Consider the following 25,963-nt stretch of genomic DNA (forward strand, 5'->3'; position numbering starts at 1 on the left):
TGCGGGGCGCGGGCTACCCCGCCCGTGCCTCCTCCGCGAGCCGGGTGACGTGGCTCAGCGTCGGCCGCGCGATGAATGCCGCGCGGTGCGCCATGAACGCCCGCTCCCGCTCGGCGCCCACCACCTCCGACGCCACCCGGGCGAGCATGGCCAGCAGCGTCACCGAGTCCCCGCCCAGCGCGTGGAAGTCCGGGTCCGGCCCGAGCCGTTCGGGGGGCAGCCCGAGCGCCTCGGCCCAGATCCGCGCGACGGCGGCCTCGGTGGCGCCGCGCTCGGCCACCTCGCCCGCGTCCGCGACGGCCTCCTCGCCGGCGAACGGACGCGGCAGCGCCGCGGCGTCCACCTTGCCGTTGCGGGTGAGCGGCAGCTCGTCGATCACCAGCGTCGCCGCGGGCACCAGGTAGCGCGGCAGCCGCTCGCGCACGTGCTCGGCCAGCTCCTCCACCGCGACCGGCGCCGCCCGCCCGGACGCGGGCACCACGTAGGCGTACAGCGCCTTGTCGGTGCCGCCGCCGGGCCGGGCCGCGCCCAGCACGAACGCCCGGGCCACCGCCGGGTGCTCCTCCAGCGTGCGGGCGACCTCGGCCGGCTCCACCCGGTGTCCGGCCACCTTCACCTGCTCGTCGGTGCGCCCGGCCGACTCCAGCTCGCCCGAGGGGAGCCGCCGCGCCAGGTCGCCGCTGCGGTAGGCCCGGGTGCCGTCGGCCAGGCGCACGAAGCGCTCGGCGTTCAGGTCGGGGCGCCCCCGGTAGCCGCGCGCGAGCTGGTCCCCGGCCAGGTACATCTCGCCCACCTCGCCGGGTTCGACGAAGCAGCCGCGCGCGTCCAGCAGGTGGATGCGCGTGTTCGGCGTCGGCAGGCCGATCGGCACCGAGGGCAGCTCGGCGTCCCGGGCGGCGTCGAACCGCCGGGACATGCAGCCGATCGTCGTCTCCGTCGGCCCGTACTCGTTGAAGATGCCGCAGTCCGGCCCGAACAGCTCCTGCGCCCGCGCGGCGACGGCGCCGCGCAGCAGCTCGCCCCCGGCGACGACCGTGCGGAAGCCCTCCGGCCGCAGGCCCAGCCGGTTGATCAGGTCCAGGTGCGTCGGCGTGAGCTTGAGCGCGTTCGCCCCCGACTCCGTCAGCAGCGAGCGCAGCACCACGTGGTCGAGTTCGTCGGGGACGAGCGCGACCGAACCGCCCACCAGCAGCGGCAGGTACAGCGCCGTGTTGGACAGGTCGAAGGCGAGCGAGGTGAACAGCGGGAAGCGCGTGTCGGCGTCGACGCCGTACTCGCGGACCGCCCAGTCGGCGAACACCGTGAGCTGCGCGTGCTCCACCTCCACGCCCTTGGGCCGTCCGGTGGACCCGGAGGTGTAGATGACGTAGGCCAGGTCGCCCGGGCGCGGGCCCGCCGCCTCCCCCGGCGGCAGCGCGCGGCCGCCGTCGACCGCGTCCTCCAGCACCGCCGGCTCGCAGCCCACCGGGGCCAGCGCCCGCTTGGCCTGCTCCCGCCCGGCCAGCACGAGCGTGGCGCGGGCGTCGGTGAGCAGCCCGCTCAGCCGCGCGTCCGGGTGGGCCGGGTCCAGCGGCAGGTAGGCGGCGCCCGCCCGCAGCACGCCGTAGATCCCGGCGACGGCCGCGACGGTGCGCCCGGCGGCCAGGCCGACGACCGACCCGCGCCCCAGGCCGCGCGCCCGCAGCTCGGCGGCGACGGCCGCCGCCTTGCGGTCCAGCTCGGCGTAGGTCACCTCGCCCTCGGGACCGGTGAGGGCGACCGCGTCCGGCGTGCGCGCCACCTGGGCGGCGAACTGCTCGACGACGGTGCCGGTCCGCTCCGGCGGCCGCGCGGTCGCGTTGCCCGCCCAGTGCCGGCGGTGGCGCGGCGACAGCTCCTCCTCGACGGCGTCGAGCAGCGCCTCGGCCCGTTCGGCCATCCCAGGCCCGTCGTGCCAGCCCAGAGTGATCTCGGTGCGCCCGCCGAACTCCACCAGGTCGATCTCCGGCGGGCCGACGGGGCCGGAGTTGGGCAGCGCGAAGACCTCGGTGGCCCGGAACGCCGGGGCGGTGAACGCCGCGGCGTCGATGCGGCCCATGTGCGAGAGGATCGCCAGCGCCGCGTAGGTGCCGCGCCGCGCCGAGTAGGCGTCCAGCTCGGCGATCTGGCGGCGCAGGGTGTCGAACGGGAGCCGGGTCAGCACCGGGTCGGCGCGTGCGGCGAGGTCGTGCCCCTCGGCCAGCAGCGTCAGCATGCGCTCGTGCGCGTCCTCCCAGCCCGCGTCGGCGTCCACCTCGAAGAGCGGATTGTGCGTCAGGTTGCCGGTGGAGCGCAGCTCCGGGGCGTGGCGGCGCAGATCCACCGGCACCATGAACCGGCCGGTGGCCAGGCCGCGCGCCCGGGTGAGCGCCAGCGCGGCCTTGGCGACGGCCGCGGGGTGGGAGCCGTCGACGGTGCGGCGGCGCCAGAAGAAGCCGCGCCGCGCCGCGTCGGTCGGCCTGCGGCCCAGCGCCGACGGCCAGTCGAGGTCGGGCTCGATGCCGGGCGACGCGGGCACGCCCCGCGCGTCCAGCCGCTCCAGCAGCCGCGCCTCGCTGACCGGGTCGGGGGCGCCGGCCGGCGGCTCGCCGCGCAACGCGCGGAACACCTCCTGCGCCCACAGCAGCAGCCCCTTGCCGTCCAGCGCGCCGTGGAAGGCGCGGAAGACGACGTCGGTGCCGCGGCCGCCGTCGGGGTGCCGCTCGCGCGGCGCCACGAGCACCTCGCAGGTGGGGCCGCCGTCGCCCATGAGCGGGCGGTGCAGGTCCGGGGCGTCCGCGGCCGGGTCCAGGCCGCCCTCGGGCAGCTCGCGCACCTCGGGGGCGACGCCGCTGTCCGTCCACGTCATGCCCTCGCGGGTCAGCCGCGTGCCGGGGCAGGCCGCGGCCGCCTGGGCGACCGCGGCGGCGAGCTGCGGGCGCGCCAGGTGCCCGGCGCCGCGCACGAACAGGTGCATGACGCCGGGCACGTCGTCCGGATAGACCAGGAACCAGGCCTCCATGGGGGAGACCGGCCTGCGGTAGTGGGTGGGGTCCGCCCCGATGGGCATGTCGGTTACCTCTCCGTGGTCGTTCGCGGGTGCCGCGCCGCGCTGCGCAGCACCTGGCCGCCGTCCGGGCGCAGCGCCCGGGAGCGGCGGTGGTCGATGTGGACGAAGATCCGCTGGAGCCAGCGGTCCGCGCCGTCGTAGCGGGGCTGGAAGGCGTTGCGGCCGTGCAGCGCCATGCGGTTGTCCACGAGCGCCAGGTCGCCGGGGGCGAGCAGCAGCTCGCGGTACCCGCGGTCGACGGCCTTCTCCAGCAGCCGCAGCGCCTCGGCGGCCTCCTCGTCCAGCGGTGTGGTGCTGCTGAAGTCCACGGTCAGGTCCGGGTCGTCCGGGCTGCCGGTGAGCAGGCCGCGCGGCTCCTCGCTGCCGGACGGCAGGGCGAAGGAGGCCGGGGCGGCGATGGTGAACCGCGGCTCGCGCAGCACCGCGCGCACCGGCTCGGGCAGCAGCGGCACGACGGCGCGCACCGAGGCCAGCCGCAGCCGGGCGACGTCGTCGTGGTCGTTGCGCAGGCACAGCAGGCCCACGAAGTCCGGGCGCAGCGGGTGGAAGGCGTTCTCGGTGTGCATGTTGAGCCGGGTGGAGCCCGCGTTGCCCTGGAAGGACTCCATGCCCGGCACCGGCACCACGTCGTGCACCAGCGCCCCGGACTTCTCCTTGTCGTAGGAGATCACTTCGCCCAGGGCCATGCCGACGAGCAGGAGCGCGGCGGCGGGCGTGGTGGCCGCCCGCTGCACCGACCCGGCAACCGTCGGCGTGGCCGGGACCGCGGCCGGGTCGACGGGCAGGTTGCGCACCAGCAGCGAGGCGTCGGCCCCCGCGTCCCAGGCGAAGTGGCGCAGCCGGGCCCGCAGCCGCACGGGCAGCTCCCCGGACAGCGCGCGGGCGGCGGCCACGCAGCGCGGGTCGTCCACCAGCCCCGGCGCGGTGTCGCACACCGCGCCGGCCAGGGCCGCCAGCTCCGCCCGCTCCGCGTCGTCGAGCCGGATCACCGAAGCCGTGTCGCTCTCCATCTCCGTCAGGGCGGACATGCGTCTCCATTCGTTGCCGGGATGCGATGAGGGAACGCGAGGACCTGTTCCTGCTCGGGACGTCGAACGCCAGCCCGGGGAAGGAAAACCCCGCCTATGATCCACCGGCAGGCTAGAAGTGCGCGGAATTGCGTGGCAACCCTTATCGATAGGGGTAGCGCCCCCTATCGATAAGGCCACTTGGGGCCTGGCAACATGTTGCCGCACACGCTTTCCCGACCGCCTGGGCGCAGCGGTTATGGTGGCGCACTCAGACAGCTCTCGACGGCGGCCGACAATCGCCACGGAAAAACGTCGGAACGGCAGCCAGGCGGTCACGGTCAGGGCCTCGGAATTCGAGCACCGGGAAGCGTGGACACCCTTGAGCACACAGACGACGGGAATATCCCACTCGGCGGACGCCGCGAAGCTCCGCCCCGCCCGGCTGCCGGCACCGCGCGACGGCGAACCCGCGCTCACCGCCCCGGCCCCGGCCCACCCGGCGTCCGGGTCGGCGTCCGGGTCGGCGCCGGCGTCCGCGTCCCAGGGCGGCTTCCGGGACGCCTGCCAGGGCGGGCCCGAGCCGTGGCCGGGCACCGGCGCGGGACCGGCGCGGCGGCGGCCCCGGTTCGGCCACATCTCCTTCCTCAACTGCCTGCCCCTGTACTGGGGCCTGGCCAAGACCGGCAGCCTCATCGACCTCGACGTCACCCGCGCCAGCCCCGAGGTGCTCAGCGCGGCGCTCGCCCAGGGCCGGCTGGACGTCAGCGCCATCAGCCTCCTGGAGTTCCTGCGGCACGCCGACGACCTGGTGGTGCTGCCCGACATCGCCGTCGGCAGCCTCGGCGACGTGCGCTCCTGCCTGATCCTGAGCAGACTGCCGCTGGAGGAGCTCGACGGCGCCCCCGTCGCGCTGGGCTCGGCCAGCCGCACCTCGGTCCGCCTGGCCCGACTGCTGCTGGCCGAACGCGTCGGCGTCCGGCCCGTGTACCACACCACCCCGCCCGACCTCACCGCCATGCTGCGCGAGCACCAGGCCGCCGTGCTCATCGGCGACGTCGCGCTGCACGCCGCGCTGCACCAGGCGCCCGCCCTCGGCCTGCACGTCCACGACCTCAGCGGCATGTGGCGGGAGTGGACCGGACTGCCGTTCGTGTTCGCCGTGTTCGCCGCCCGCAAGGAGTTCGCCGCCCGCGAGCCGCGCCTGCTGCACCGCGTCCACCAGGACCTGCTGGAAGCCCGCGACCTCTCGCTCCAGGAGATCGACCTCATCTGCGAGCAGACCGCGGAGTGGGAGACGTTCGACCGCGACACCCTGCGCGACTACTACGTGCACGCGCTCGACTTCTCCTTCGGCCCCCGGCACCTGGCCGCCGTCACCGAGTTCGCCCGGCTCACCGGCGGACCCGGCGCCGGGTTCCCCGCCGACGTCCGCGTCGACGTCCTGGGCACCGCGCCCGACCCGGCGGCCGGACCCGCCCGGGACCTTCGGTGACCGCCCGGTAGGGGCGGCGCAGGGGGCGGCAGGGGTTCGGCGGCACACCCGCCCGGACCACACTGGCGCGGCACCCTCGGCGCATCCAGCGCCCGACCGCAGCCCGCCGAACGAAGAGATGGAGAGGGTGACATGCCGCGTGCCGAGCTGATCCGTCCGATCCCCGACCTCCTGCGCCAGCACGCCCGGGAGCAGGGGGGCAAAGCGGCCTTCCGCGACGCCCGGCGCACCCTCACCTACGCCGCGCTGCACGCCCGCACCGGGCGCCTGGCCGGCCACCTCGCCCGGCTCGGCCTGCGCCCCGGCGACCGGCTCGCCATCCTCCTGGGCAACCGCGTGGAGCACGTCGAGTCCTACCTCGCCGCCGTGCGCGCCGCCGCCGTCGGCGTGCCGGTCGACCCGCGCGTGGCCGACGCCGAACTGGCGCACATCCTCACCGACAGCGGTGCCCGGCTCGTCATCACCGACGCCGCCCACGCCGACCAGGTGCGCCGCGTCGCCGCCGGTCCCGCCGCGCCCACCCTCGTCCTGGTGTCCGACCCCGACCCCGGCCCCGCCCCCGACGCTGCCGACGCCCCCGACGCCCCCGACGCCCCTGATGTCGAGGCGGCCCCGCCGGCCGCACCGGACGCCCACGGCTTCGAGGTCCTGGCCACCACCGAGCCGCCCGAACCGGCCCGCGACAGCCTCGGCCTGGACGACGTCACCTGGACGCTCTACACCTCCGGCACCACCGGACGGCCCAAGGGCGTGCTCTCCACCCAGCGCAACGCCCTGTGGTCGGTGGCCGCCGCCTACGCGCCGATCGCCGGGCTCGGCCGCGCGGACCGGGTGGTGTGGCCGCTGCCGCTGTTCCACAGCTTCTCCCACATCGCCTGCGTCGTCGGCGTCACCGCCGTCGGCGCCACCGCCCGCCTCCTGGACGGCCTGTCCGCCGAGGACGTCACCGCCGCCGTCCGCGCCGAGTCGGCCACCTTCCTCGCCGGCGTCCCGGCCCTCTACCAGCACCTGGTCGACGCCGCCGCCGCCGGCGGCGGCCGGTCCGCCCCCGGGGGCAGCCTGCGCACCTGCATGGTCGCCGGCGCCGTCACCACCGCGGCGCTGCAGAGCGCCTTCGAGACCGCCTACGGCGTCCCGCTGCTCAACCTCTACGGCAGCACCGAGGCGTGCGGCGCCGTCACCATGAGCCCGCCCACCGGCCCCCGCGTCGAGGGCTCCTGCGGCCGTCCGGTGCCCGGCCTGGAGGTGCGCCTCGTCGACCCCGCCACCGGGGCGCCCAGCGCCCCCGGCGCCGAGGGCGAGATCCACGTCAAGGGCCCCAACGTCATGCGCGGCTACCACAACCGGCCCGAGGCCACCGCCGAGGTGCTGCGCGACGGCTGGTACCGCACCGGCGACCTGGCCCGCAGCGCCCCCGACGGCCACCTCACCATCACCGGGCGGCTGCGGGAGCTGATCATCCGCGGCGGGGAGAACATCCACCCCACCGAGGTCGAGGACGTGCTGCGCGCCCAGCCCGGCGTCGCGGACGTCGCCGTCGCCGGCGCGCCCCACCCCGTGCTCGGCGAGGTCCCCGTCGCCTACCTGGTGCCCGGCCCCGGACTGCCGTCCGCCGACGCGCTGCTGGCCGCCTGCCGCGCCCGGCTGAGCTACGTGAAGGTCCCGCACGCGCTCTACGTCGTGCCCCGCGTCCCGCGCACCGCCTCCGGCAAGATCACCCGCCGCGCCCTGCTCGACGGCCCCGCCCGCCTGCTCGCCGTCACCGACCAGCTCGACGACCTGCACCGACCCGTGTGGACGCTGCGGCGCCCGGCCCCCGCGCCGACCGCCCCGCAGGGCTCCTGGGCGCTCGTCGGCCCCGTCGGCCCCGTCGGCACCGCGCTCCACGACGCCCTGCACGCCCACGGCGCCACCGTGCACGCCCACCGCGACGCGGCGGCCCTCGCCACGGCGTGCGCGGCCGAAGCGGGCGCCGGGGCGCCCGACGTGGTGGTCCTCACGGGAGGCTCCGACGCAGCAGCAGCCGACGCCGCCGCCCTCACCGACCACCTCACCGCGCAGGCCCGCACGCTGCTCACCGCGCCCGCGCTGCGGGACGCCCGCGTGCTCCTGCTCACCCACCACGCCGTCTCCGCTGGGCCCCACGACCCCGCGCCGCACCCGGCGCGGGCCGCCGCACACGGCGCCCTGCGCGCCCTGGCCGCCGACCACCCCGGCCGCTGCACTGCCGTCGACCTGGACGACCCGGCCACCGCGCTCCCCGCCCTGGCGGCCACCCTGGACGCCGCCCTGCCCGCCTGCGCCGTCCGGGGCGGCTCCGTCCTCGTCCCCCGGCTCGCCGGCACCACCGGCTCCCCCGCCCGTCCCGGGCAGGCCGCCCCCGGCCCGCTCGACCCCGGGGAGGCCGTGCTCCTCACCGGCGCGCGGCCCCCGGAGACCGCCGACCTCGCCCGCCACCTCGTGGCCGCCCACGGCGTCCGCCACCTGCTGCTCGACCCCACCGCAGCGGGCGGCGGGGCCGACGGCGCGAACGGCGCGAACGGCGCGGACGGCGCGAACGGGGCCGCCGGAGGCACCGGGGACGCCGCCCGGGCGGCCCTGCGTGCCGAACCGGCGGCCGCCGGCGCCCGCGTCACCGACCCCGATGCCCCCGCGCCGACCGAGCCGCCGCCCGCGCCCCTCACCCTGGCCGTCCACACGCTCCCCCCGGCGCTGACCGACGCCGTCACCGGCGTCGAGGACCTCGCCGACCGGCTGCGCGCCGCGCGTCCGGACGGCGCGCCCACCCGGCTCGTCCTCATCGTCCCGCCCGGCGCCGAGCCCGCCACCGGGGCCTACGCGCACGCCCTGGCCGCCCACCGGCGCGCCCACGGCCTGCCCACCGTCGCCCTCACCACCGCCGACGGGCTCACCGCCCGCGACCGGTGCCGCGCGCTGGACGCCGCCCTCCTGCTCGACGTGCCGAGCCTGGTCGCGGACCCCGACCCGCATCCGGCCGACCCCGCCGACGCCCCCGCCCCGGGCGCCGCCGACGCCCTGCGCCGCGAACTCGCCGCCCTCGACCCGGCCGGACGGCTCCGCACCCTGCTCGACCTGGTGCGCGCCGAGGCCGCCGACGCCGTCCGGCTCCCCGGGCCCGACGCCCTCGACCCCCAGCGGGCCTTCAAGGAACTGGGGTTCACCTCCGCGACCGCCGTCGCACTGCGCCGCCGGCTCACCGCCGTCACCGGACTCGACCTCCCCGTCACGCTCGCCTTCGACCACCCCACCCCGCACGCGCTCGCCCACCACCTGCGCACCGTGCTCGCCGGGCACGACCCCGCCGAGGCGCCCGGCACCGCCGGGCGCGAACCCCGGGGCGGCGCGGCGTCCGACGAACCCCTCGCGATCGTCGGCATGGCCTGCCGCCTCCCCGGCGGGGTGCGCAGCCCGGAGGACCTCTGGCGCCTGGTCACCGAGGGCGGCACCGGCCTGACGCCGTTCCCCGACGACCGGGGCTGGGACCTCGCCTCCCTCCACCACCCCGACCCCGCCCACCCCGGGACCACCCACGTCCAGCGCGCGGGATTCCTCCCCGACGCGGCCGCCTTCGACGCCGGGTTCTTCGGCGTCAAGCCCCGCGAGGCACTGGCCATGGACCCGCAGCAGCGCCTCGTCCTGGAGTCGGCCTGGGAGGCCCTGGAGCGGGCCGGTGTCGTCCCGGCCGACCTGCGGGGCACCCGCACCGGCGTCTACGTCGGCCTCATGCACCACGACTACGGCACCGCCCCCGGCGTGGCGCTCGGCGCGGCCGAGGGATACGTCTGCACCGGAACGGCGGGCAGCGTCGCCTCGGGCCGCGTCGCCTACACCCTGGGCCTGGAGGGTCCGGCGGTGACGGTGGACACGGCGTGCTCCTCCTCCCTGGTCGCCCTGCACCTGGCCGCGCGCTCGCTGCGGTCGGGGGAGTGCGACGCCGCGCTGGTCGGCGGCGTGACCGTGATGGCCGGGACGGGGTCGTTCGTCGAGTTCTCCCGGCAGGGCGGGCTCGCCGCCGACGGCCGGTGCAAGTCCTTCGCCGAGGCGGCGGACGGCACCGGCTGGTCCGAGGGCGTGGCCATGCTCTTCGTCGAGCGGTTGTCGGACGCGCGGCGCAAGGGGCACCGGGTGCTCGCGGTGGTGCGGGGTTCGGCGGTCAATCAGGACGGTGCGTCGAACGGGTTGACGGCGCCGAGTGGTCCGGCGCAGCAGCGGGTGATCCGGGAGGCGCTGGCGGATGCCGGGTTGGCGGCGTCCGAGGTGGGTGCGGTGGAGGCGCACGGCACGGGGACGCGGTTGGGTGATCCGATCGAGGCGGGGGCGTTGCTGGCCACGTACGGGCAGGGGCGTGGGTCTGAGGGGCCGCTGTGGCTGGGGTCGCTGAAGTCGAACCTGGGGCACACGCAGGCTGCGGCTGGTGTGGCGGGTGTGATCAAGATGGTGCTGGCGATGCGGCACGGGACGCTGCCGCGCACGCTGCACGCGGACGAGCCGTCGTCGCGGGTGGAGTGGGCTTCGGGCGGCGTGGAGTTGCTGACCCGGGCGCGGGAGTGGCCTGCGGGCGAGCGTCCGCGTCGGGCGGGTGTGTCCTCGTTCGGGATCAGCGGGACGAACGCGCACGTGATCGTGGAGGAGGGGGACGCCGAAGCCGTTGAGGCTCCGGAGGCTTCGGCTCCGGCTTCGGCTCCGGTGGTGGTGCCGTGGGTGTTGTCGGCGAGGTCCGCGCAGGCGTTGGCCGGGCAGGCGGGGCGGTTGCTGGAGCGGGTGGACTCACTCGGGTCGCCGGTGGATGTGGGGTGGTCGCTGGCGGTGTCGCGGTCGGTGTTCGAGCACCGTGCGGTGGTGGTCGGTGCTGACCGGGCCGGACTGCTGGCGGCTGTGGCACAGGGGCTGGCTCCGGCGGGTGTGGTGACCGGGCAGGCGGGTGGCGGTCGTGCCGCGTTCCTGTTCTCCGGTCAGGGCTCCCAGCGGGCCGGGATGGGCCGCGAACTGTACGGCGCCTTCCCGGTGTTCGCGGATGCCTTCGACGCGGTGTGCGCGGAGCTGGACCGCCACCTGGACACCCCCGTGCGGGAGGTGGTCTTCGACGGCTCGGAGCTGCTGGACCAGACCCAGTACACGCAGGCGGGGTTGTTCGCGCTGGAGGTGGCGCTGTTCCGGCTGCTGGAGCACTGGGGCGTCACCCCCGACTACCTGCTCGGCCACTCCATCGGTGAGCTGGCCGCCGCCCACGTGGCGGGGGTGTGGTCGCTGGAGGACGCGGCCCGGCTGGTCGCCGCACGCGGCCGGCTCATGCAGGCTTTGCCGTCCGGTGGGGCGATGATCGCCGTGCAGGCCACCGAGGAGGAGATCACCGCGCTGCTGGTCGACGGGGTGTCGATCGCCGCCGTCAACGGACCCACCTCCGTGGTCATCTCCGGCGACGAGGAAGCCGTGGCGGAGATCGCTGCACGGTTCGACAAGAGCAAGCGGCTCAACGTCAGTCACGCCTTCCACTCACCCCGCATGGACCCCATGCTTCAGGAGTTCCGCACCGTCGCCGAGAGCCTGACCTACCAGCCCCCGCGCATCCCCGTCGTCTCCAACCTCACCGGTGACGTGGCCGGGGAGGAGCTGGCCACCGCCGAGTACTGGGTGCGGCATGTCCGGGAAGCCGTGCGCTTCCACGACGGCATGCGGCACCTGGCGGGTCTGGACGTGAGCACCTACGTTGAGGTCGGGCCGGGCGGCACCCTGACCGCCATGGCCCAGCAAGCCACCAACCCCGCCCCCGAACCCGGGTCCGACGGTGCGGCAGCCGCCGCGTTCGTGCCCGCCCTGCGCAAGAGCCGTCCCGAGCCCGAGTCCCTGGTCACCGCGCTCGCCGAACTCCACGTACGCGGCACCACCGTCGACTGGCAGGCGTACTACGCCGGGACCGGAGCCCGACGCGTCGACCTGCCCACCTACGCCTTCCAGCACCAGCGCTACTGGCTGCCCTCGGCATCGGGATCGGAGTCGGCGGCCGACGCGGGGGGCCTGGGGCTGGAAGCCGCGGCGCACCCGGTCCTGCGGGTGGTGGCCGAGGTGGCCGGGTCGGACGCGTACGTGTTCAGCGGCCGGGTGTCCGCGTCAACGCACGCGTGGCTGACGGACCACGTGGTCATGGACACGGTGCTGGTGCCCGGCACCGCGTTGGTGGAGTGGGCGCTGTCCGCGGGGGAGCGGGTCGGGTGCGGCACGCTGGAGGAGCTGACCCTGCGGGCGCCGCTGCCGCTTCCCGCGCAGGGCGCGGTGGCGGTGCAGGTGGTGGTGGAGGCCCCGGAGTCCGACGGCCGGCGCGCGGTGCGCGTCCACGCGCGTCCCGACGGGCAGCCCGGCGCGGTGTGGGTGGAGCACGCCGCGGGTGTGCTGTCGGACGCCGTGGCGGAGCCGGCCGAGGCGCTCGCGGTGTGGCCGCCGGAGCAGGCCGAGCCGGTGCCGGTCGAGGCCGCGTACGAGGAGCTGGCGGCGCTGGGGCTGGCGTACGGCCCGGCGTTCCAGGGGCTGCGGCGGGTGTGGCGGCGCGGTGACGCCGTCTTCGCCGAGGTGGCGCTGCCGGAGGAGCGGCGCGCCGGTGACGAGCGCTTCGGCCTGCACCCCGCCCTGCTGGACGCGGCGCTGCACCCGGTGGCGCTGGGGCTTCCGGGGCGCGCGGACGCGGCCGACCGTGCCGCCCCCGCCCTGCCGTTCGCCTGGACCGACGTCCGGCTGCACGCGGTGGGCGCGGAGAGCCTGCGGGTGCGCGTCACCCGGGCGGGCGGTCCGTCCGGTACCGGGGTCTCGGTGCTGGTGGCGGACGGTACGGGCGCGCCGGTCGCCACCGTCGGCTCGCTGGCGCTGCGCCCGGTGGACCGCGAGCAGCTCGCCCGGGCGGGCGGCGGAGCGGTCGGGGAGGGGCTGTTCGCCCTCGCGTGGACGCCGGTGGAGGCCGCGCCTGCCGGGCCCGGGGCGCCCGGCGTGGACGTGCTGACCGTGCGGTCCCCGGCGCCCGGCGCGGACCCGGTGGCCGACGTGCACGCCAGGACCGCCGAGGTGCTCGGTCGCGTCCAGGAGTGGCTGCGCGCGGCCCCGTCCGAGGACGCGCGGCTGGCCGTGGTGACCCGGGGCGCGGTCGCCACCGACGACGGCGACGTGGCCGACCCGGGCGCGGCGGCCGTGTGGGGACTGCTGCGCGCGGCGCAGTCGGAGCACCCCGGACGGCTCCTGCTGCTCGACGCGGCACCCGACGACGCGCCCGAGCAGGCGCCCGGTCCCGTGCCCGAGCAGGTGCCCGACGGCGCGCCCGACCCGGTGCTGCTCGGCCGTGCCCTGGCGACCGGCGAGCCGCAACTCGCCCACCGCGCGGGCCGCCTCCTCGCCCCCCGGCTCGCCCGCGTACCGGCCGCCGAGTCCGCCGCCCGGCCCGAGGTGGACGGCACGGTCCTGGTGACCGGCGCCTCCGGCGTGCTGGGTGGCCGCGTCGCCCGCCACCTGGTCACGGAGGCGGGAGCGCGGGATCTCGTGCTGGTGAGCCGCCGCGGCCCGGACGCCCCCGGAGCCGCCGAACTCGTCGCCGAGCTGGCCGAGCTGGGCGCCACCGCGCGCTTCGCGGCGTGCGACGTGGCCGACCGCGCGGCGCTGGCCGCCCTGCTCGACGGCGTCACCGCCGACGGCCGCCTGGCCGGGGTGGTGCACACCGCGGGCGTGCTCGACGACGGCGTGTTCGGCGCGCTGACCCCCGACCGGCTGGCCACCGTGTTCCGGCCGAAGGTCGACGCCGCGCGCCACCTGCACGAGCTGACCGCCGGGCTCGACCTGTCCTTCTTCGTGCTGTTCTCCTCCGTCGCGGGGGTCGTCGGCTCCCCGGGGCAGGCCAACTACGCCGCGGCCAACGCCTACCTCGACGCGCTCGCCCGGCACCGGCGCGCCCGCGGACTGCCCGGCGTCGCGCTCGCCTGGGGCCCGTGGGCCGAGGGCGGCATGCTGGGCCGGCTGAACGAGACCGACGTGCGGCGCCTGCGCCGCTCCGGCCTGCGTCCGCTGCCACCCGCCGACGGCCTGGCGCTGTTCGACGCCGCGCTCGGCTCGCCCCGCCCGGCGCTGGTGCCGGTGCTGCTCGACCTGCCGGAGTGGCGCCGGATCGCCGCGGCGAGCGGCACGGTGCCGCACCTGATGCGCGACCTGGTGCGGGCCGTGCCCCGCCGGGCCGCCGCCGGGCCGGGGTCCGGTGCCACGGGCGAGCCGACGCTCACCGAACGGCTGGCCGCCCTCGCGCCGGAGGAGCGGGACGAGGCGGCGCTCGACGCGGTGCTGGCCGAGGTCGCCACCGTGCTCGGCCACCCGGCGGACCACCGCGTCCCGCCGCACCGGACGTTCAGCGAGCTGGGCTTCGACTCGCTCGTCGCCGTCGAGCTCAGGAACCGGTTGAACGCCGTCACCGGGCTGCGCATGCCGCCGACCCTCACCTTCGACCACCCCACGCCCGAGGCGCTGGCCGGCCATCTGCTCACGCTGGCCGCGCCCGCCGCGCCGCCGCCCGCCCCCGGCGGCGGCGACCTGATCGGCGAACTGGAGCGACTGGAGAAGGCGTTCGCGAACCTCACGCCCGGCACCGTGCGCGCCGCCGCCGACGCGGGAGGCTCGGCGGACGCGGTGACGCTGCGGCTGGCGGCGCTGGCCGACCGGTGGCGCGACGCCCAGGACACGGCCGACCCGGCGCACCCGGACGTGCGCCAGGAGCTGGGCACGGCGTCGGACGACGAACTCTTCGCCTTCATCGACCAGTTGGGCGCGCCCTGACCGCGGCGCGGCCGAGGGGCGCGCGGCGCGGCTCGCAGCCGTACCGCGGAGCCGGGGGCGCCCCGCGCGGCGTGGTGACCACGCGGCGCGTGGTGCCCACCCGCGGCACCCGTCCACGGCGTCCTCCACGGCCTTTACGGCACGCATCCGCGACACGCATCCGCGGCACCCGTCCGCGGCACCCACCCGCGGTGCCCGCGCGGTGCCCCTCCGCGCGCGTGCCCGCGGGCGCCCGCCCGATACGACGAACGGGCCCGCGCCACCGCAGGGGTGGAGCGGGCCCGGGCGCGTGGACGGCTACTCGGCGATCTTCGTGCGGCCGACCCAGCGGAACGCCGTCGGCGCCGGGCCCGCCGCCTCGTAGTGCTCGTATCCGTTGCCGTGCCGGATCTTGATCTTCTCGTCCGAGTAGACGACCTCGGCCAGCTCGGCGAGATTCACCGTGCCGGAAAGGTCGACAGGCCCCCCTTCGAGCCGGACGGGGTTCACGGTCGTGCCGGTGGAGATTTCCATGGAGTTTGGCATGGGCGCACCTCTCGTCTCGAATTCGATAGTGCGGCGGGGGAAGTTGGTATGACACCCCTCACACCCCCCTATAGGGGACGGTGCATTTCGCTAGGGGTTATCGGGCAGTGAGGGGAAAAGGTCCTTGTGCTTATGCTGAAAGCGCCCGTGGGAAAGGACTGGAAGGAAAGCTTCTGGTGGAGACCTTGGGAATAGACGCCGGCATGCGGCCCGTCTACCACGCACTCCTGGAGGGCGGGCCGAAGACCCCGGCAGCCCTCGCCGCGCGGGTCGGGCAGGACGAGGCGGACGTCCGCCACGCCCTCGCCCGCCTCTCCGCGCTGTCACTGGTGCGCCCGCACCCCCGGGCCCCCTCCCGGGCCGCCGCCTGGTGCGTCGTCGATCCCGAACTCGGACTGGGCGCCCTGCTCGCCGCGCAGGAGGCGCGCCTGTCCGCGCACCGGCGGGAGGTGCAGCGCAGCCGGACGGCCGTGCTCTCGCTGCTCGCCGCGCGCGCGGCCCGGCCCGCGCCCGGCACCGCCCGGACGCGACCGGAGGTGACCGCCCTGGCCGGCGCGCAGGAAGTGGACCTCGCGGTGGAGCGCCTGTGCCGCCAGGCCACCGCGGAGATCCTGTGCGCGCTCCCCGGCCCCGCCGCCCCGCACCCGGCGCTCGACGCCCCGGCCGCCGACGCGGCCGACCCCCTCCCGCCGCCCGGCGTGCGCGTCCGCGCACTGCTCCCGGCCGCCGCCCCGCGCGCCGGGCGCGGCCGCCGACCCGCGCCCGGCGGCGCGGAACTCCGGCACGCCGCGACGACGCCGCCGGTGCGCATGACGATCGCCGACCGGTCCGCCGCCGTGGTGCACGCCCCGTCCGACGACGGCTCCCCGGCCGCCGAACTCGTCACCTCCCCGGCCCTGGTCACGGCCCTGTACGCGCTGTTCCAGCGCGAGTGGGCGGCGGCCCGCCCCGCCGAGGCTCCGCCCCGGCGCCGCGAGACGGGCCTGACCGACCAGGAACACGCCCTCCTGGAACTGCTGCGGGAGGGGCTGACCGACGAGATGGCCGCCCGCCGCCTGGGCGTCTCGCCCCGCACCGTGCGCCGCACCATGTCGGAGCTGCTGACCCGCACCGGCGTGCGCAGCCGGTTCCAGATCGGCGTCGTCACCGGGGAGCGCGGCTGGCTCGACGGGCCCCCGGCGGCGCGGTCCCACCGCCCCGGGCCGCCGCCCGCCCCGGCCCACAGCGCCTGACCCCCGCCGCCCCGCGCCGCGCGGGGCGCCCCGCACATCCCACCCGCATCCCAGCAGAGACGGCGAACATGGCGAACCTGACCTCTCCCCGGACCACCCCGCAGTCCTACGACGTGATCGTGGCGGGCGGCGGCTCGGCCGGCGTCGCCGCGGCGGTCGCCGCGTCCCGCGCCGGGGCCCGCACCCTCCTGCTCGAACGCGGACCCTGCCTGGGCGGCGCGTCCACCCTGCGCAACGTCCTCACCTACTGCGGCATCTACACCCGGCAGGACCCGCCCCGGCAGGTGGTCTTCGGCATCGCCGAGGAGGTGCTGGCCGCCCTGCGCGCCGAGGGCGCCGTCAGCCCGCCGCAGCGCTTCAACGGCGTCTGCGTGGTCTTCGACCCGGAGGCCGTCAAGCGCGTGCTGGACGGCCTGTGCGCCGCCGCCGGCGTCGACGTGCGCCTCTACAGCCACGTCGCCGAGGCCCGGCGCACGGACGGGCGCGTCACGGGCGTGCGCGTGGCCGACCACCAGGGCGTCACCGAGCTGACCGCCGCCGCCTTCGTCGACGCCACGGGCGAGGCCGACCTGGCCGCCTTCGCCGGAGCCGCCGTGCGCTACGGCAACGACGGCATGGTGCAGAACGGTTCGCTCGGCGTCCGCTTCGGCGGCATCCCCCGGCACGCCGAGGTCACCCGGGAACGCGTCGGCGCCGCCGTCCGGGCCGCCCGGGCGCGCGGGGTGGGCCCGCTGCTGTCCGCCCAGGGCCTGGTGGCCCGGCTCCCGGTGTCCGGCGACGTCATCGCCTACCTGGTCGACGAGGGGTACGACGCCCGCGACGCCGCCGACGTCAGCCGCGCCGAGGCCAGCGCCCGCGCCCAGGCCCGCGCCTACCTGGAGGTGATCCGCTCCCTGGACGGCTGCGCCGACGCCTACATCGTCAGCACCGGACCGGAGATCGGCACCCGCGAGTCCCGGCACGTCGTGGGCCGCTACCAGCTCAGCGCCGAGGAGGTGCTCGGCGCCGCCCGCTTCGCCGAGGCGGTCGCCGTCGGCGCCTGGCCGGTGGAGTACCACCCGGGGCCCGGCGTGCCGTCCCAGTGGCACTTCATCGACGGCGACGGCCACTTCGAGATCCCGCTCGACGCGCTGCGCAGCATCGACACCGACAACCTGTTCGCCGCGGGCCGCAACGTCGACGGCGACCGCCTGGCCGGCGGCTCGGTGCGCGTCATGGGCACCGCCTTCGCCACCGGGCAGGCCGCCGGCATCGCCGCCGCCCTCACCGCCCGCGACGCCACCGCCCGCGACGCCACCGCCCGCGACGGCGGCGCCCGCGACGGCGGCGCGCTCACGCACGTCGAGGTCCGCGCCGAACTGCTGCGCCAGGGCGCCCGCTTCCCCGAGCCTGCCCCCGTCCCCGCCTGAACCACCCGGCCGCGCCCCGCCGACCGGACCCCTACGCGCGGGGGCGGCGTAGGGGGGAGGCCCCGGTCCGAAGGGGTTGGGGGGCGGCCGGGCTCCTCCTACGTTCGGGGCGGACGGACACACCCGCACCGCGAGAGGCGCCCCGCCGGACGCGCCGCCCACCGGGCACCCGGACCCGCCGCCCGCCGGACGCACGCTCCGGTCACGCGCCTGACGCGTGCACCGCCGGGCGCGGTGCCGGGCGTCCTCGCCACGGTGCCACCACGGGTGCGCGCCGGCGCCGGCCGGACGTACCACCGCACTCCGCGGAGAAACGGAAAGGACAGATCGCCACGATGACTGCCTCGGAAGTCGATCCCGGTCTGTGGATACGCAGTTTCCACCCGGCCCCCGCCCCCGGCAGCACCCGCCTGGTGTGCCTCCCGCACGCGGGCGGCTCGGCCTCCTTCTACTTCCCCGTCTCCCGGGCCCTCGCCGCCGACCTGGACGTGGTGGCCATCCAGTACCCGGGCCGCCAGGACCGCCGCCACGAGGAGTGCGTCGACTCCGTCGAGGAGCTGGCCCGGCGCGTCGTCGACGTCCTCGACCCGCGCCCGGACCAGCCCGTCGCCCTGTTCGGCCACAGCCTGGGCGCCACGCTCGGCTACGAGATGGCCCGCCTGATGGAGCAGCGCGGCGTCGTGCCCCGGCACCTGTTCGCCTCCGGCCGCCGCGCCCCCTCCCGGCACCGGCACGAGACGGTCCACCAGCGCGACGACGAGGGCATCCTGGCCGAGCTGAAGACCCTGAGCGGCACCGACGCGCGCGTGCTCGGCGACGAGGAGGTGCTGCGCATGTCGCTCCCGGCCATCCGCAGCGACTACCGGGCGGCCGAGACGTACGTCCACCGGCCGGGCCCGCCGCTGTCCTGCCCGATCACGGCGTTCACCGGCGAGGACGACCCCAAGGTGACGCTCGACGAGGCCCGCGCCTGGTCCGAGCACACCACCGCCGCCTTCGCGATGCACACCTACCCCGGCGGCCACTTCTTCCTCTCCGACCACGCGCCCGCCCTGCTCCGCGTCATCTCCCAGGAGCTGGCGCCGGTGATCGGCGGCGCCCGGTAGCACCACCGGGGCGCCCGCGGCCGGGCGCGGCACCACGGGGCGGCGGCGCGGCACCACGGCACGGCGCCCGCCCCGCCCCGCCGTTCCCGGGTCCGGCGGCCGCCTCCCTCCCCGACCCACCCGCACACCCCGCTCGTTGGCTCCCGGACAGGTGACGCTCAGATGGCGAACGAAGACAAGCTCCGCGCGTACTTGAAGCGCGTCACGGCAGACCTGCACGAGACGAGCGAGCGGCTGCGCCGGGCGGAGGCCAGGGACCACGAGCCGATCGCGATCGTCGGCATGGCCTGCCGCTACCCCGGCGGCGTCACCGACCCCGAGGGCCTGTGGCGGCTCGTGTCCGACGGCACCGACGCCGTCACCGGCTTCCCCACCGACCGCGGCTGGGACCCGGCGCACCTCTACGACGCCGACGGCCCGCACCCCGTCCGCCCCGGGATGAACGCCGGCGGCTTCCTGCACGACGCGGGCGACTTCGACCCCGAGCCGTTCCGCATCGCCCCGCGTGAGGCCCTCGCCATGAACCCCCAGCAGCGGCTGCTGCTGGAGACCTCCTGGGAGGCGGTCGAGCGGGCCGGGCTCGACCCCACCACCCTCAAGGGCTCGCGCACCGGCGTCTTCGCGGGCTTGATGTACCACGACTACCTCGCCGACCCCGACGAGGTGCCCGCCGGGGTGGCGGGCCTGCTCGGCATCGGCAACATCGGCAGCGTCGCCTCCGGCCGCATCGCCTACACGCTGGGCCTGGAGGGCCCGGCGGTGACCGTGGACACCGCGTGCTCGTCCTCCCTGGTCGCCGTCCACCTCGCCGCACAGGCGCTGCGCGGCGGCGAGTGCGCCCTCGCCCTGGCCGGCGGCGTGACCGTGATGGCCACGCCCACCGCGTTCGCCGACTTCCAGCGGCAGGGCGGGCTCTCCTCCGACGGGCGCTGCAAGTCCTTCTCCGACGACGCCGACGGCACCGGCTGGTCCGAGGGCGCCGGCGTGCTGCTCCTGGAGCGGCTCTCGGACGCGCGCCGCAACGGGCACCCGGTGCTCGCCGTCGTCCGGGGCACGGCCGTCAACCAGGACGGTGCGTCCAACGGCCTCACCGCGCCCAGCGGCCCGGCGCAGGAGCGCGTGATCCGGCAGGCGCTGGCCGCCGCGGGGGTGGCCGCCGCCGAGGTGGACGCGGTGGAGGCGCACGGCACGGGGACGACGCTGGGTGACCCGATCGAGGCGCAGGCGCTGTTGGCCACGTACGGTCAGGAGCGGTCCGCCGACCGGCCGCTGTGGCTGGGCTCGTTGAAGTCCAACCTCGGGCACACGCAGGCCGCCGCGGGCGTCGGCGGCGTCATCAAGATGGTCATGGCGATGCGGCACGGCACGCTGCCCCGCACCCTGCACGCGGACCGGCCGTCGGCCAAGGTGGACTGGTCGGGTGGCGCCGTGGAACTGCTGAACGCGGCGCGCGACTGGCCGGAGCCGGGCGACCGTCCGCGCCGCGCGGGCGTCTCCTCCTTCGGCGTCAGCGGCACCAACGCCCACCTGATCCTGGAGCAGGGCGAGGAGCCGCCCGCCGAGTCCGGCGGCGCGGCCCCCGGCCCGGAAGCCGCCGCCGCACCGACCGCCGCACCGACGGCCGCAGCGACCGCCGTGCCGGTGCCGGTGCCGTGGGTGCTCTCCGCCACCTCCGAAGCGGCGCTGCGCGGCCAGGCCGCCGCGCTGCTCGCCCGGGTGGGCGCCGCCGACGCGCCCCGCGCGGCCGACATCGGCTGGTCGCTCGTCACCAGCCGGACGCGCTTCACCCACGGCGCGGCCGTCGTGGCCGACGGGGACACCGCCCCCGTACACCTGCTGGAAGCGCTGGCCGAAGGCCGCTCGGCCCCGGGGCTCCTCCGCACCACCGCCCCCGCACGCGGCCGCACGGCGTTCCTCTTCCCCGGCCAGGGCTCCCAGCGGGCGGGGATGGGCCGGGAGCTGTATGACGCCTTCCCGGTGTTCGCGGACGCTTTCGACGCGGTGTGCGCGGAGTTGGACCGCCACCTGGACGCGTCCGTGCGTGAGGTGGTGTTCGGGGGTTCGGAGCTGCTGGACCAGACGCGGTTCACGCAGGCGGGGTTGTTCGCGGTGGAGGTGGCGCTGTTCCGGCTGCTGGAGCACTGGGGTGTGGTGCCGGACTACCTGCTGGGGCACTCGATCGGTGAGGTGGCCGCCGCGCATGTGGCGGGGGTGTGGTCGCTGGCGGACGCGGCGCGTTTGGTCGCCGCGCGCGGCCGGTTGATGCAGGCCCTGCCGTCCGGCGGGGCGATGGTGGCGGTGCGGGCCACCGAGGAGGAGGTCGCTCCGCTGCTGGTCGACGGGGTGTCGATCGCCGCCGTCAACGGGCCGGCTTCCGTCGTCATATCGGGCGACGAGGAAGCCGTGGCGGAGATCGCCGCACGGTTCGGGAAGTCCAAGCGGCTCAACGTCAGCCACGCCTTCCACTCCCCGCGCATGGACCCGATGCTGGAGGAGTTCCGCGCCGTCGCGGAGAGCCTGACCTACCGGGCTCCCCGTCTTCCGGTCGTCTCCAACCTCACCGGCGGCCTGGGCGGGGAGGAGCTGGCCACCGCCGACTACTGGGTGCGCCACGTCCGGGAGGCCGTCCGCTTCCACGACGGCATGCGCCACCTGGCGACGCGGAACGCCACCACCCACCTCGAACTCGGCCCCGGCGGCGTCCTCACGGCGCTGGCCCAGGACTGCCTCCCCGAGTCCTCCGAGGCCGCCCTCGTCCCCGCCCTGCGGCGCGGACGGCCGGAAGCGGAGTCACTGGCCACGGCGCTCGCGGCGCTGCACCTGAGCGGCACCGGCGTCGACTGGCAGGCGTACTACACCGGAACCGGCGCCCGCCGCGTCGACCTGCCCACCTACGCCTTCCAGCGCGAGCGCTACTGGCTCAACGCCACCTACCCCCGGGCGGGCGGACGCGCCCCGGCCGGCCCCGCCGACCCGTGGCGCTACCGCACCACCTGGCAGCGCCTGACGGGCGCGGGCACCGCACCGCCCGCGCTCACCGGGGCCTCGCTCCTGGTCGTCCCGGAGTCCTGCCCGCAGGCCACCGCGCTCGCGGACGCGTGCCGCGGCGCGCTCGGCGCCGAGGGGACGAGCGTCGTCCCCGTGCCGACCGGAGCCGACCGCGCCCTGGTGGCCGACCGGGTGCGGGACGCGCTCGGCACCGAGGGGCTCCCGGTCGCACGCGTCCTCTCGCTGCTCGCCCTGGACGAGCTCCCGCACCCCGCGAACCCGGCCGCACCGGCCGGGTTCACCGCCACCGTCGCGCTCGTCCAGGCCCTCGGCGACCTGGGCGTCGAGGCACCGCTGTGGCTCGCCACCCAGGGCGCCGTCACCACCGGGGGCGCGGACTCCGTCACCCACCCCGCGCAGGCCCTCGTCTGGGGGCTGGGCGGGGTGGTCGCCACCGAGTACCCGCAGCGCTGGGGCGGCCTCCTGGACCTGCCCGAGACCCTGGACCGCGCGTGCGGCACGCGGCTTCGGCACGCCCTGGCCCGCACCCACGACGAGGACCACCTCGCCGTCCGCGCGACCGGCACCCACGCGCGCCGCCTGGTGCGCGCGCCCCTGGGCGACGCCCCGCCCCAGCGCCCCTGGCACCCGCACGGCACCGTCCTCGTCACCGGCGGCACCGGCGCGCTCGGCGGCCACGTCGCCCGCCACCTCGCCCACGCCGGGGTCGACCGGCTCCTGCTCACCAGCCGCCGGGGCCCGGACGCGCCGGGCGCGGCCGAGCTCGTCGCCGAGTTGGAGGCCACCGGCTGCCGGGTCCACGTCGAAGCCTGCGAGGCCGACGACCGTGCCGCACTCGCCGCGCTGCTCGCCTCCGTGCCCGACGACGCGCCGCTCACCGGCGTCGTGCACGCGGCGGCCGCGCTCGACGACGGCCTCCTCGACACGCTCACCCCCGACCGGATCGCCCACGCGCTGCGCGCCAAGGTCGGCGGCGCCCTCGCCCTGCACGACCTCACCCGGGACCTGGACCTCGAGGTCTTCGCGCTGTTCTCCTCCCTCGCGGGCACCGTCGGCACCCCCGGGCAGGGCAACTACGCGCCGGGCAACGCCTTCCTCGACGCCCTCGCCCACCACCGGCACGCCGCCGGGCTGCCCGCCACCTCCGTGGCCTGGGGCCGCTGGGCGGGCGCCGGACTGGCCGAGGGAGACGGCGCCGCCGCCCGCCTCGACCGCCTCGGCGCCGCGGCCATGGACCCCGAGCCGGCCCTCCTCGCGCTCCGGCAGGCCGTCGAGCAGGGGGAGGCCGGCCTCGTCGTCGCGGACGTCCAGTGGCAGCGCCTGGTCGCGCACGCCACGGGCGGCCGCCCCGCCCCGCTCCTGCGCGACCTCGCCGAGTTCCGCGCGCCCACCGGCGCACCGGACGCGCAGGCACCCGGGCGCCGACTGCCCGAGCGCGCCGCCCGCCTGCTGGAGCTCACCGGCGCCGAACGCGAGCGCGCCGCGCTGGACCTGGTGCTCGCCGAGACGGCCGCCGTGCTCGGGCACGCCGACGCCTCCAAGGTGCTGCGCGACCGCACCTTCCTGGACTCCGGCTTCAACTCCATGACCGCCGTCGACCTGCGCGACCAGCTCGGCACCGCCACCGGCGTCCCCCTGCCCACCACCCTCGTCTTCGACTACCCGACCCCCGCCGCGCTCGCCCGGTACCTGCTCGACCAGCTCGACGGCGGCTCCCGGGACACGGCCACCGCCGCCACCGCCGACACCGCGCCGGCCACGGCCGGCGAACCCCTCGCGATCGTCGGCATGGGCTGCCGCTTCCCCGGCGGCGTCACCGGCCCCGAGGACCTGTGGCGGCTGCTGGTGGACGGCGCCGACGGCATCGGCCCCTTCCCGGCCGACCGCGGCTGGGACACGACCGCGCCCGTGACGCGGGGCGGTTTCCTGCACGACGCGGACGCGTTCGACCCCGCCTTCTTCGGCATCTCCCCGCGCGAGGCCCTCGCGATGGACCCGCAGCAGCGCCTGCTGCTGGAGACCACGTGGGAGGCCGTGGAGCGGGCGGGCATCGACCCGCTGTCGCTGCGCGGCTCGCGCACCGGCGTCTTCGCCGGGACCAACGGCCAGGACTACGGCGACCTGACGCGGGACGCCGAGGACACCTCGGACGGCCACGGCGTCACCGGAACCCTGGCCAGCGTCCTGTCCGGCCGGGTGTCCTACGCGCTGGGGCTGGAGGGTCCGGCGGTGACGGTGGACACGGCGTGCTCCTCCTCCCTGGTCGCCCTGCACTGGGCGATCCAGGCGCTGCGCGCCGGGGAGTGCGACCTCGCCCTGGCCGGCGGCGTCACCGTGATGTCGACACCCGCCGCGTTCGTGGAGTTCGCCCGGCAGGGCGGGCTCGCCGCCGACGGCCGGGTGAAGGCCTTCTCCGACGCGGCCGACGGGACGGGCTGGGGCGAGGGTGTGGGCGTGCTGGTGGTGGAGCGGTTGTCGGACGCGCAGCGCAACGGGCACGGGGTGCTGGCGGTGGTGCGGGGGTCGGCGGTGAACCAGGACGGTGCGTCGAACGGGTTGACGGCGCCGAACGGGCCGTCGCAGCAGCGGGTGATCCGGGAGGCGCTGGCCAGTGCCGGGTTGTCGGCGTCCGAGGTGGACGCGGTGGAGGCGCACGGTACGGGGACGACGCTGGGTGACCCGATCGAGGCGCAGGCGGTCCTGGCGACCTACGGCCAGGAGCGTGGGTCGGGTGAGCCGTTGTGGCTGGGCTCGGTGAAGTCGAACCTGGGGCACACGCAGGCTGCGGCTGGTGTGGCGGGTGTGATCAAGATGGTGCTGGCGATGCGGCACGGGACGCTGCCGCGCACGCTGCACGTGGACGAGCCGTCGTCGAAGGTGGACTGGTCGGCGGGTGCGGTGGAGCTGCTGACCCGGGCTCGAGAGTGGTCGGCGGGCGAGCGTCCGCGTCGGGCGGGTGTGTCCTCGTTCGGTATCAGCGGGACGAACGCGCACGTGATCGTGGAGGAGGGGGAGGCGGAGCCCGTTGAGGCTCCGGAGCCTTCGGCCCCGGCTCCGGTGGTGGTGCCGTGGGTGCTGTCGGCGAAGTCGGCGCAGGCGTTGGCGGGGCAGGCGGGGCGGTTGCTGGAGCGGGTGGGCTCGCTGGGGTCGCCGGTGGATGTGGGGTGGTCGCTGGCGGTGTCGCGGTCGGTGTTCGAGCACCGTGCGGTGGTGGTCGGTGCCGACCGGGCCGGACTGCTGGCCGCGGTGGCACAGGGGCAGGCTCCGGCGGGTGTGGTGACCGGGCAGGCGAGCGGCGGTCGTGCCGCGTTCCTCTTCTCGGGCCAGGGTTCGCAGCGGGCCGGGATGGGCCGGGAACTGTACGGCGCCTTCCCGGTGTTCGCGGATGCCTTCGACGCGGTGTGCGCGGAGCTGGACCGTCACCTGGTTGAGCCGGTGCGCGAGGTGGTCTTCGACGGCTCGGAGCTGCTGGACCAGACCCAGTACACGCAGGCGGGGTTGTTCGCGCTGGAGGTGGCGCTGTTCCGGCTGCTGGAGCACTGGGGTGTGGCCCCGGACTACCTGCTGGGCCACTCCATCGGTGAGCTGGCCGCCGCACACGTCGCGGGGGTGTGGTCGCTGGAGGACGCCGCCCGGCTGGTGGCCGCACGCGGCAGGCTGATGCAGGCGCTCCCCGCCGGGGGCGCGATGATCGCCGTGCAGGCCACCGAAGACGAGATCAACCCGCTCCTGACCGATGGGGTGTCCGTCGCCGCCGTCAACGGACCTACCTCCGTCGTCATATCGGGCGATGAGGAAGCGGTGGCGGAGATCGCCGCGCGGTTCGACAAGTCCAAGCGGCTCAACGTCAGCCACGCCTTCCACTCCCCCCGCATGGACCCCATGCTGGAAGACTTCCGCACCGTCGCGGAGAGCCTGACCTACCACGCCCCGCGCATCCCCATCGTCTCCAACCTCACCGGCACCCTCGCCGGAGACGAACTGACCACCGCCGACTACTGGGTGCGCCACGTCCGGGAAGCCGTGCGCTTCCACGACGGCATGCGGCACCTGGGCGGCCTGGACGTGAGCACCTACGTCGAGGTCGGGCCGGGCGGCACCCTGACCGCCATGGCCCAGCAAGCCACCAGCCCCAACCCCGAACCCGGGTCCGACGGCGCGCAGCAAGCCGGATTCGTGCCCGCCCTGCGCAAGAACCGTCCCGAGCCCGAGTCCCTGGTCACCGCGCTCGCCGAACTCCACGTGCGCGGCACCGCCGTCGACTGGCAGGCGTACTACGCCGGGACCGGAGCCCGC

The 25,963-nt window shown here is 76.8% G+C and carries 9 protein-coding genes and 2 pseudogenes; 8 read left to right on the forward strand and 3 right to left on the reverse strand.

All coding sequences use genetic code 11. The features are described 5' to 3' along the window. Positions 1–13 precede the first annotated feature (13 nt). Both OSB71_RS21850 and OSB71_RS21855 read right to left on the reverse strand, forming a co-directional pair. Positions 14–3,067: a non-ribosomal peptide synthetase gene (locus OSB71_RS21850; protein ID WP_265950503.1), complete on the reverse strand. Its 3,054-nt coding sequence runs from the start codon at positions 3,065–3,067 to the stop codon at positions 14–16. Positions 3,068–3,072: 5 nt separating this feature from the next. Further along, entirely contained in the window at positions 3,073–4,095 is a 1,023-nt protein-coding gene (locus tag OSB71_RS21855; protein ID WP_265950504.1) for a TauD/TfdA family dioxygenase, read from the reverse strand. A 616-nt stretch (positions 4,096–4,711) separates the two neighbouring features. Between OSB71_RS21855 and OSB71_RS21860 the strand changes: the two genes are divergently transcribed. Both OSB71_RS21860 and OSB71_RS21865 read left to right on the forward strand, forming a co-directional pair. Further along, positions 4,712–5,569, forward strand: coding sequence for a menaquinone biosynthetic enzyme MqnA/MqnD family protein (locus OSB71_RS21860; RefSeq protein ID WP_265950512.1), 858 nt, complete (start codon positions 4,712–4,714; stop codon positions 5,567–5,569). A 132-nt stretch (positions 5,570–5,701) separates the two neighbouring features. Next, on the forward strand, positions 5,702–14,386 hold the full coding sequence (locus tag OSB71_RS21865; RefSeq protein ID WP_265950505.1) for a type I polyketide synthase: 8,685 nt from the start codon (positions 5,702–5,704) through the stop codon (positions 14,384–14,386). Positions 14,387–14,683: 297 nt separating this feature from the next. Here OSB71_RS21865 and OSB71_RS21870 read toward each other — a convergent pair whose 3' ends face one another. Then, positions 14,684–14,911, reverse strand: a complete 228-nt coding sequence (locus tag OSB71_RS21870; protein ID WP_265950506.1) for a DUF5988 family protein — start codon at positions 14,909–14,911, stop codon at positions 14,684–14,686. 176 nt (positions 14,912–15,087) lie between these two features. Here OSB71_RS21870 and OSB71_RS21875 point away from each other — a divergent pair, with 176 nt between their 5' ends. From OSB71_RS21875 to OSB71_RS24735, 6 genes and pseudogenes are all read left to right on the forward strand, one after another. Continuing rightward, complete coding sequence (locus OSB71_RS21875; RefSeq protein ID WP_265950507.1) at positions 15,088–16,143, forward strand: LuxR C-terminal-related transcriptional regulator; 1,056 nt, start codon at positions 15,088–15,090, stop codon at positions 16,141–16,143. Positions 16,144–16,211: 68 nt separating this feature from the next. Further along, positions 16,212–17,552 carry an FAD-dependent oxidoreductase gene (locus tag OSB71_RS21880; RefSeq protein ID WP_265950508.1) on the forward strand — a complete coding sequence of 447 codons (1,341 nt, stop codon included), beginning with the start codon at positions 16,212–16,214 and terminating at the stop codon, positions 17,550–17,552. Positions 17,553–17,887: 335 nt separating this feature from the next. After that, positions 17,888–18,658 carry a thioesterase II family protein gene (locus OSB71_RS21885; RefSeq protein WP_265950509.1) on the forward strand — a complete coding sequence of 257 codons (771 nt, stop codon included), beginning with the start codon at positions 17,888–17,890 and terminating at the stop codon, positions 18,656–18,658. 162 nt (positions 18,659–18,820) lie between these two features. Next, positions 18,821–18,871: pseudogene (locus OSB71_RS24725) on the forward strand (polyketide synthase docking domain-containing protein); the annotation flags it as partial. Between the two features lie 69 nt (positions 18,872–18,940). Continuing rightward, positions 18,941–21,430, forward strand: a pseudogene (locus OSB71_RS24730) (type I polyketide synthase); the annotation flags it as partial. Positions 21,431–21,838: 408 nt separating this feature from the next. Beyond that, on the forward strand, positions 21,839–25,963 hold a 4,125-nt coding region (locus OSB71_RS24735; RefSeq protein ID WP_502362185.1), incomplete at its 3' end, for a type I polyketide synthase.

This window comes from Streptomyces marinisediminis (genome assembly GCF_026262575.1).
In the GTDB taxonomy this organism is placed as follows: Bacteria; Actinomycetota; Actinomycetes; order Streptomycetales; family Streptomycetaceae; genus Streptomyces; species Streptomyces marinisediminis.

Bases quoted from the DNA above. Each gene is read 5' to 3' on its own strand.
- OSB71_RS21850 (WP_265950503.1), bottom strand. From the start codon at position 3,067: ATGCCCATCGGGGCGGACCCCACCCACTACCGCAGGCCGGTCTCCCCC.
- OSB71_RS21855 (WP_265950504.1), bottom strand. From the start codon at position 4,095: ATGTCCGCCCTGACGGAGATGGAGAGCGACACGGCTTCGGTGATCCGG.
- OSB71_RS21865 (WP_265950505.1), top strand. From the start codon at position 5,702: ATGCCGCGTGCCGAGCTGATCCGTCCGATCCCCGACCTCCTGCGCCAG.
- OSB71_RS21870 (WP_265950506.1), bottom strand. From the start codon at position 14,911: ATGCCAAACTCCATGGAAATCTCCACCGGCACGACCGTGAACCCCGTC.
- OSB71_RS21880 (WP_265950508.1), top strand. From the start codon at position 16,212: ATGGCGAACCTGACCTCTCCCCGGACCACCCCGCAGTCCTACGACGTG.
- OSB71_RS21885 (WP_265950509.1), top strand. From the start codon at position 17,888: ATGACTGCCTCGGAAGTCGATCCCGGTCTGTGGATACGCAGTTTCCAC.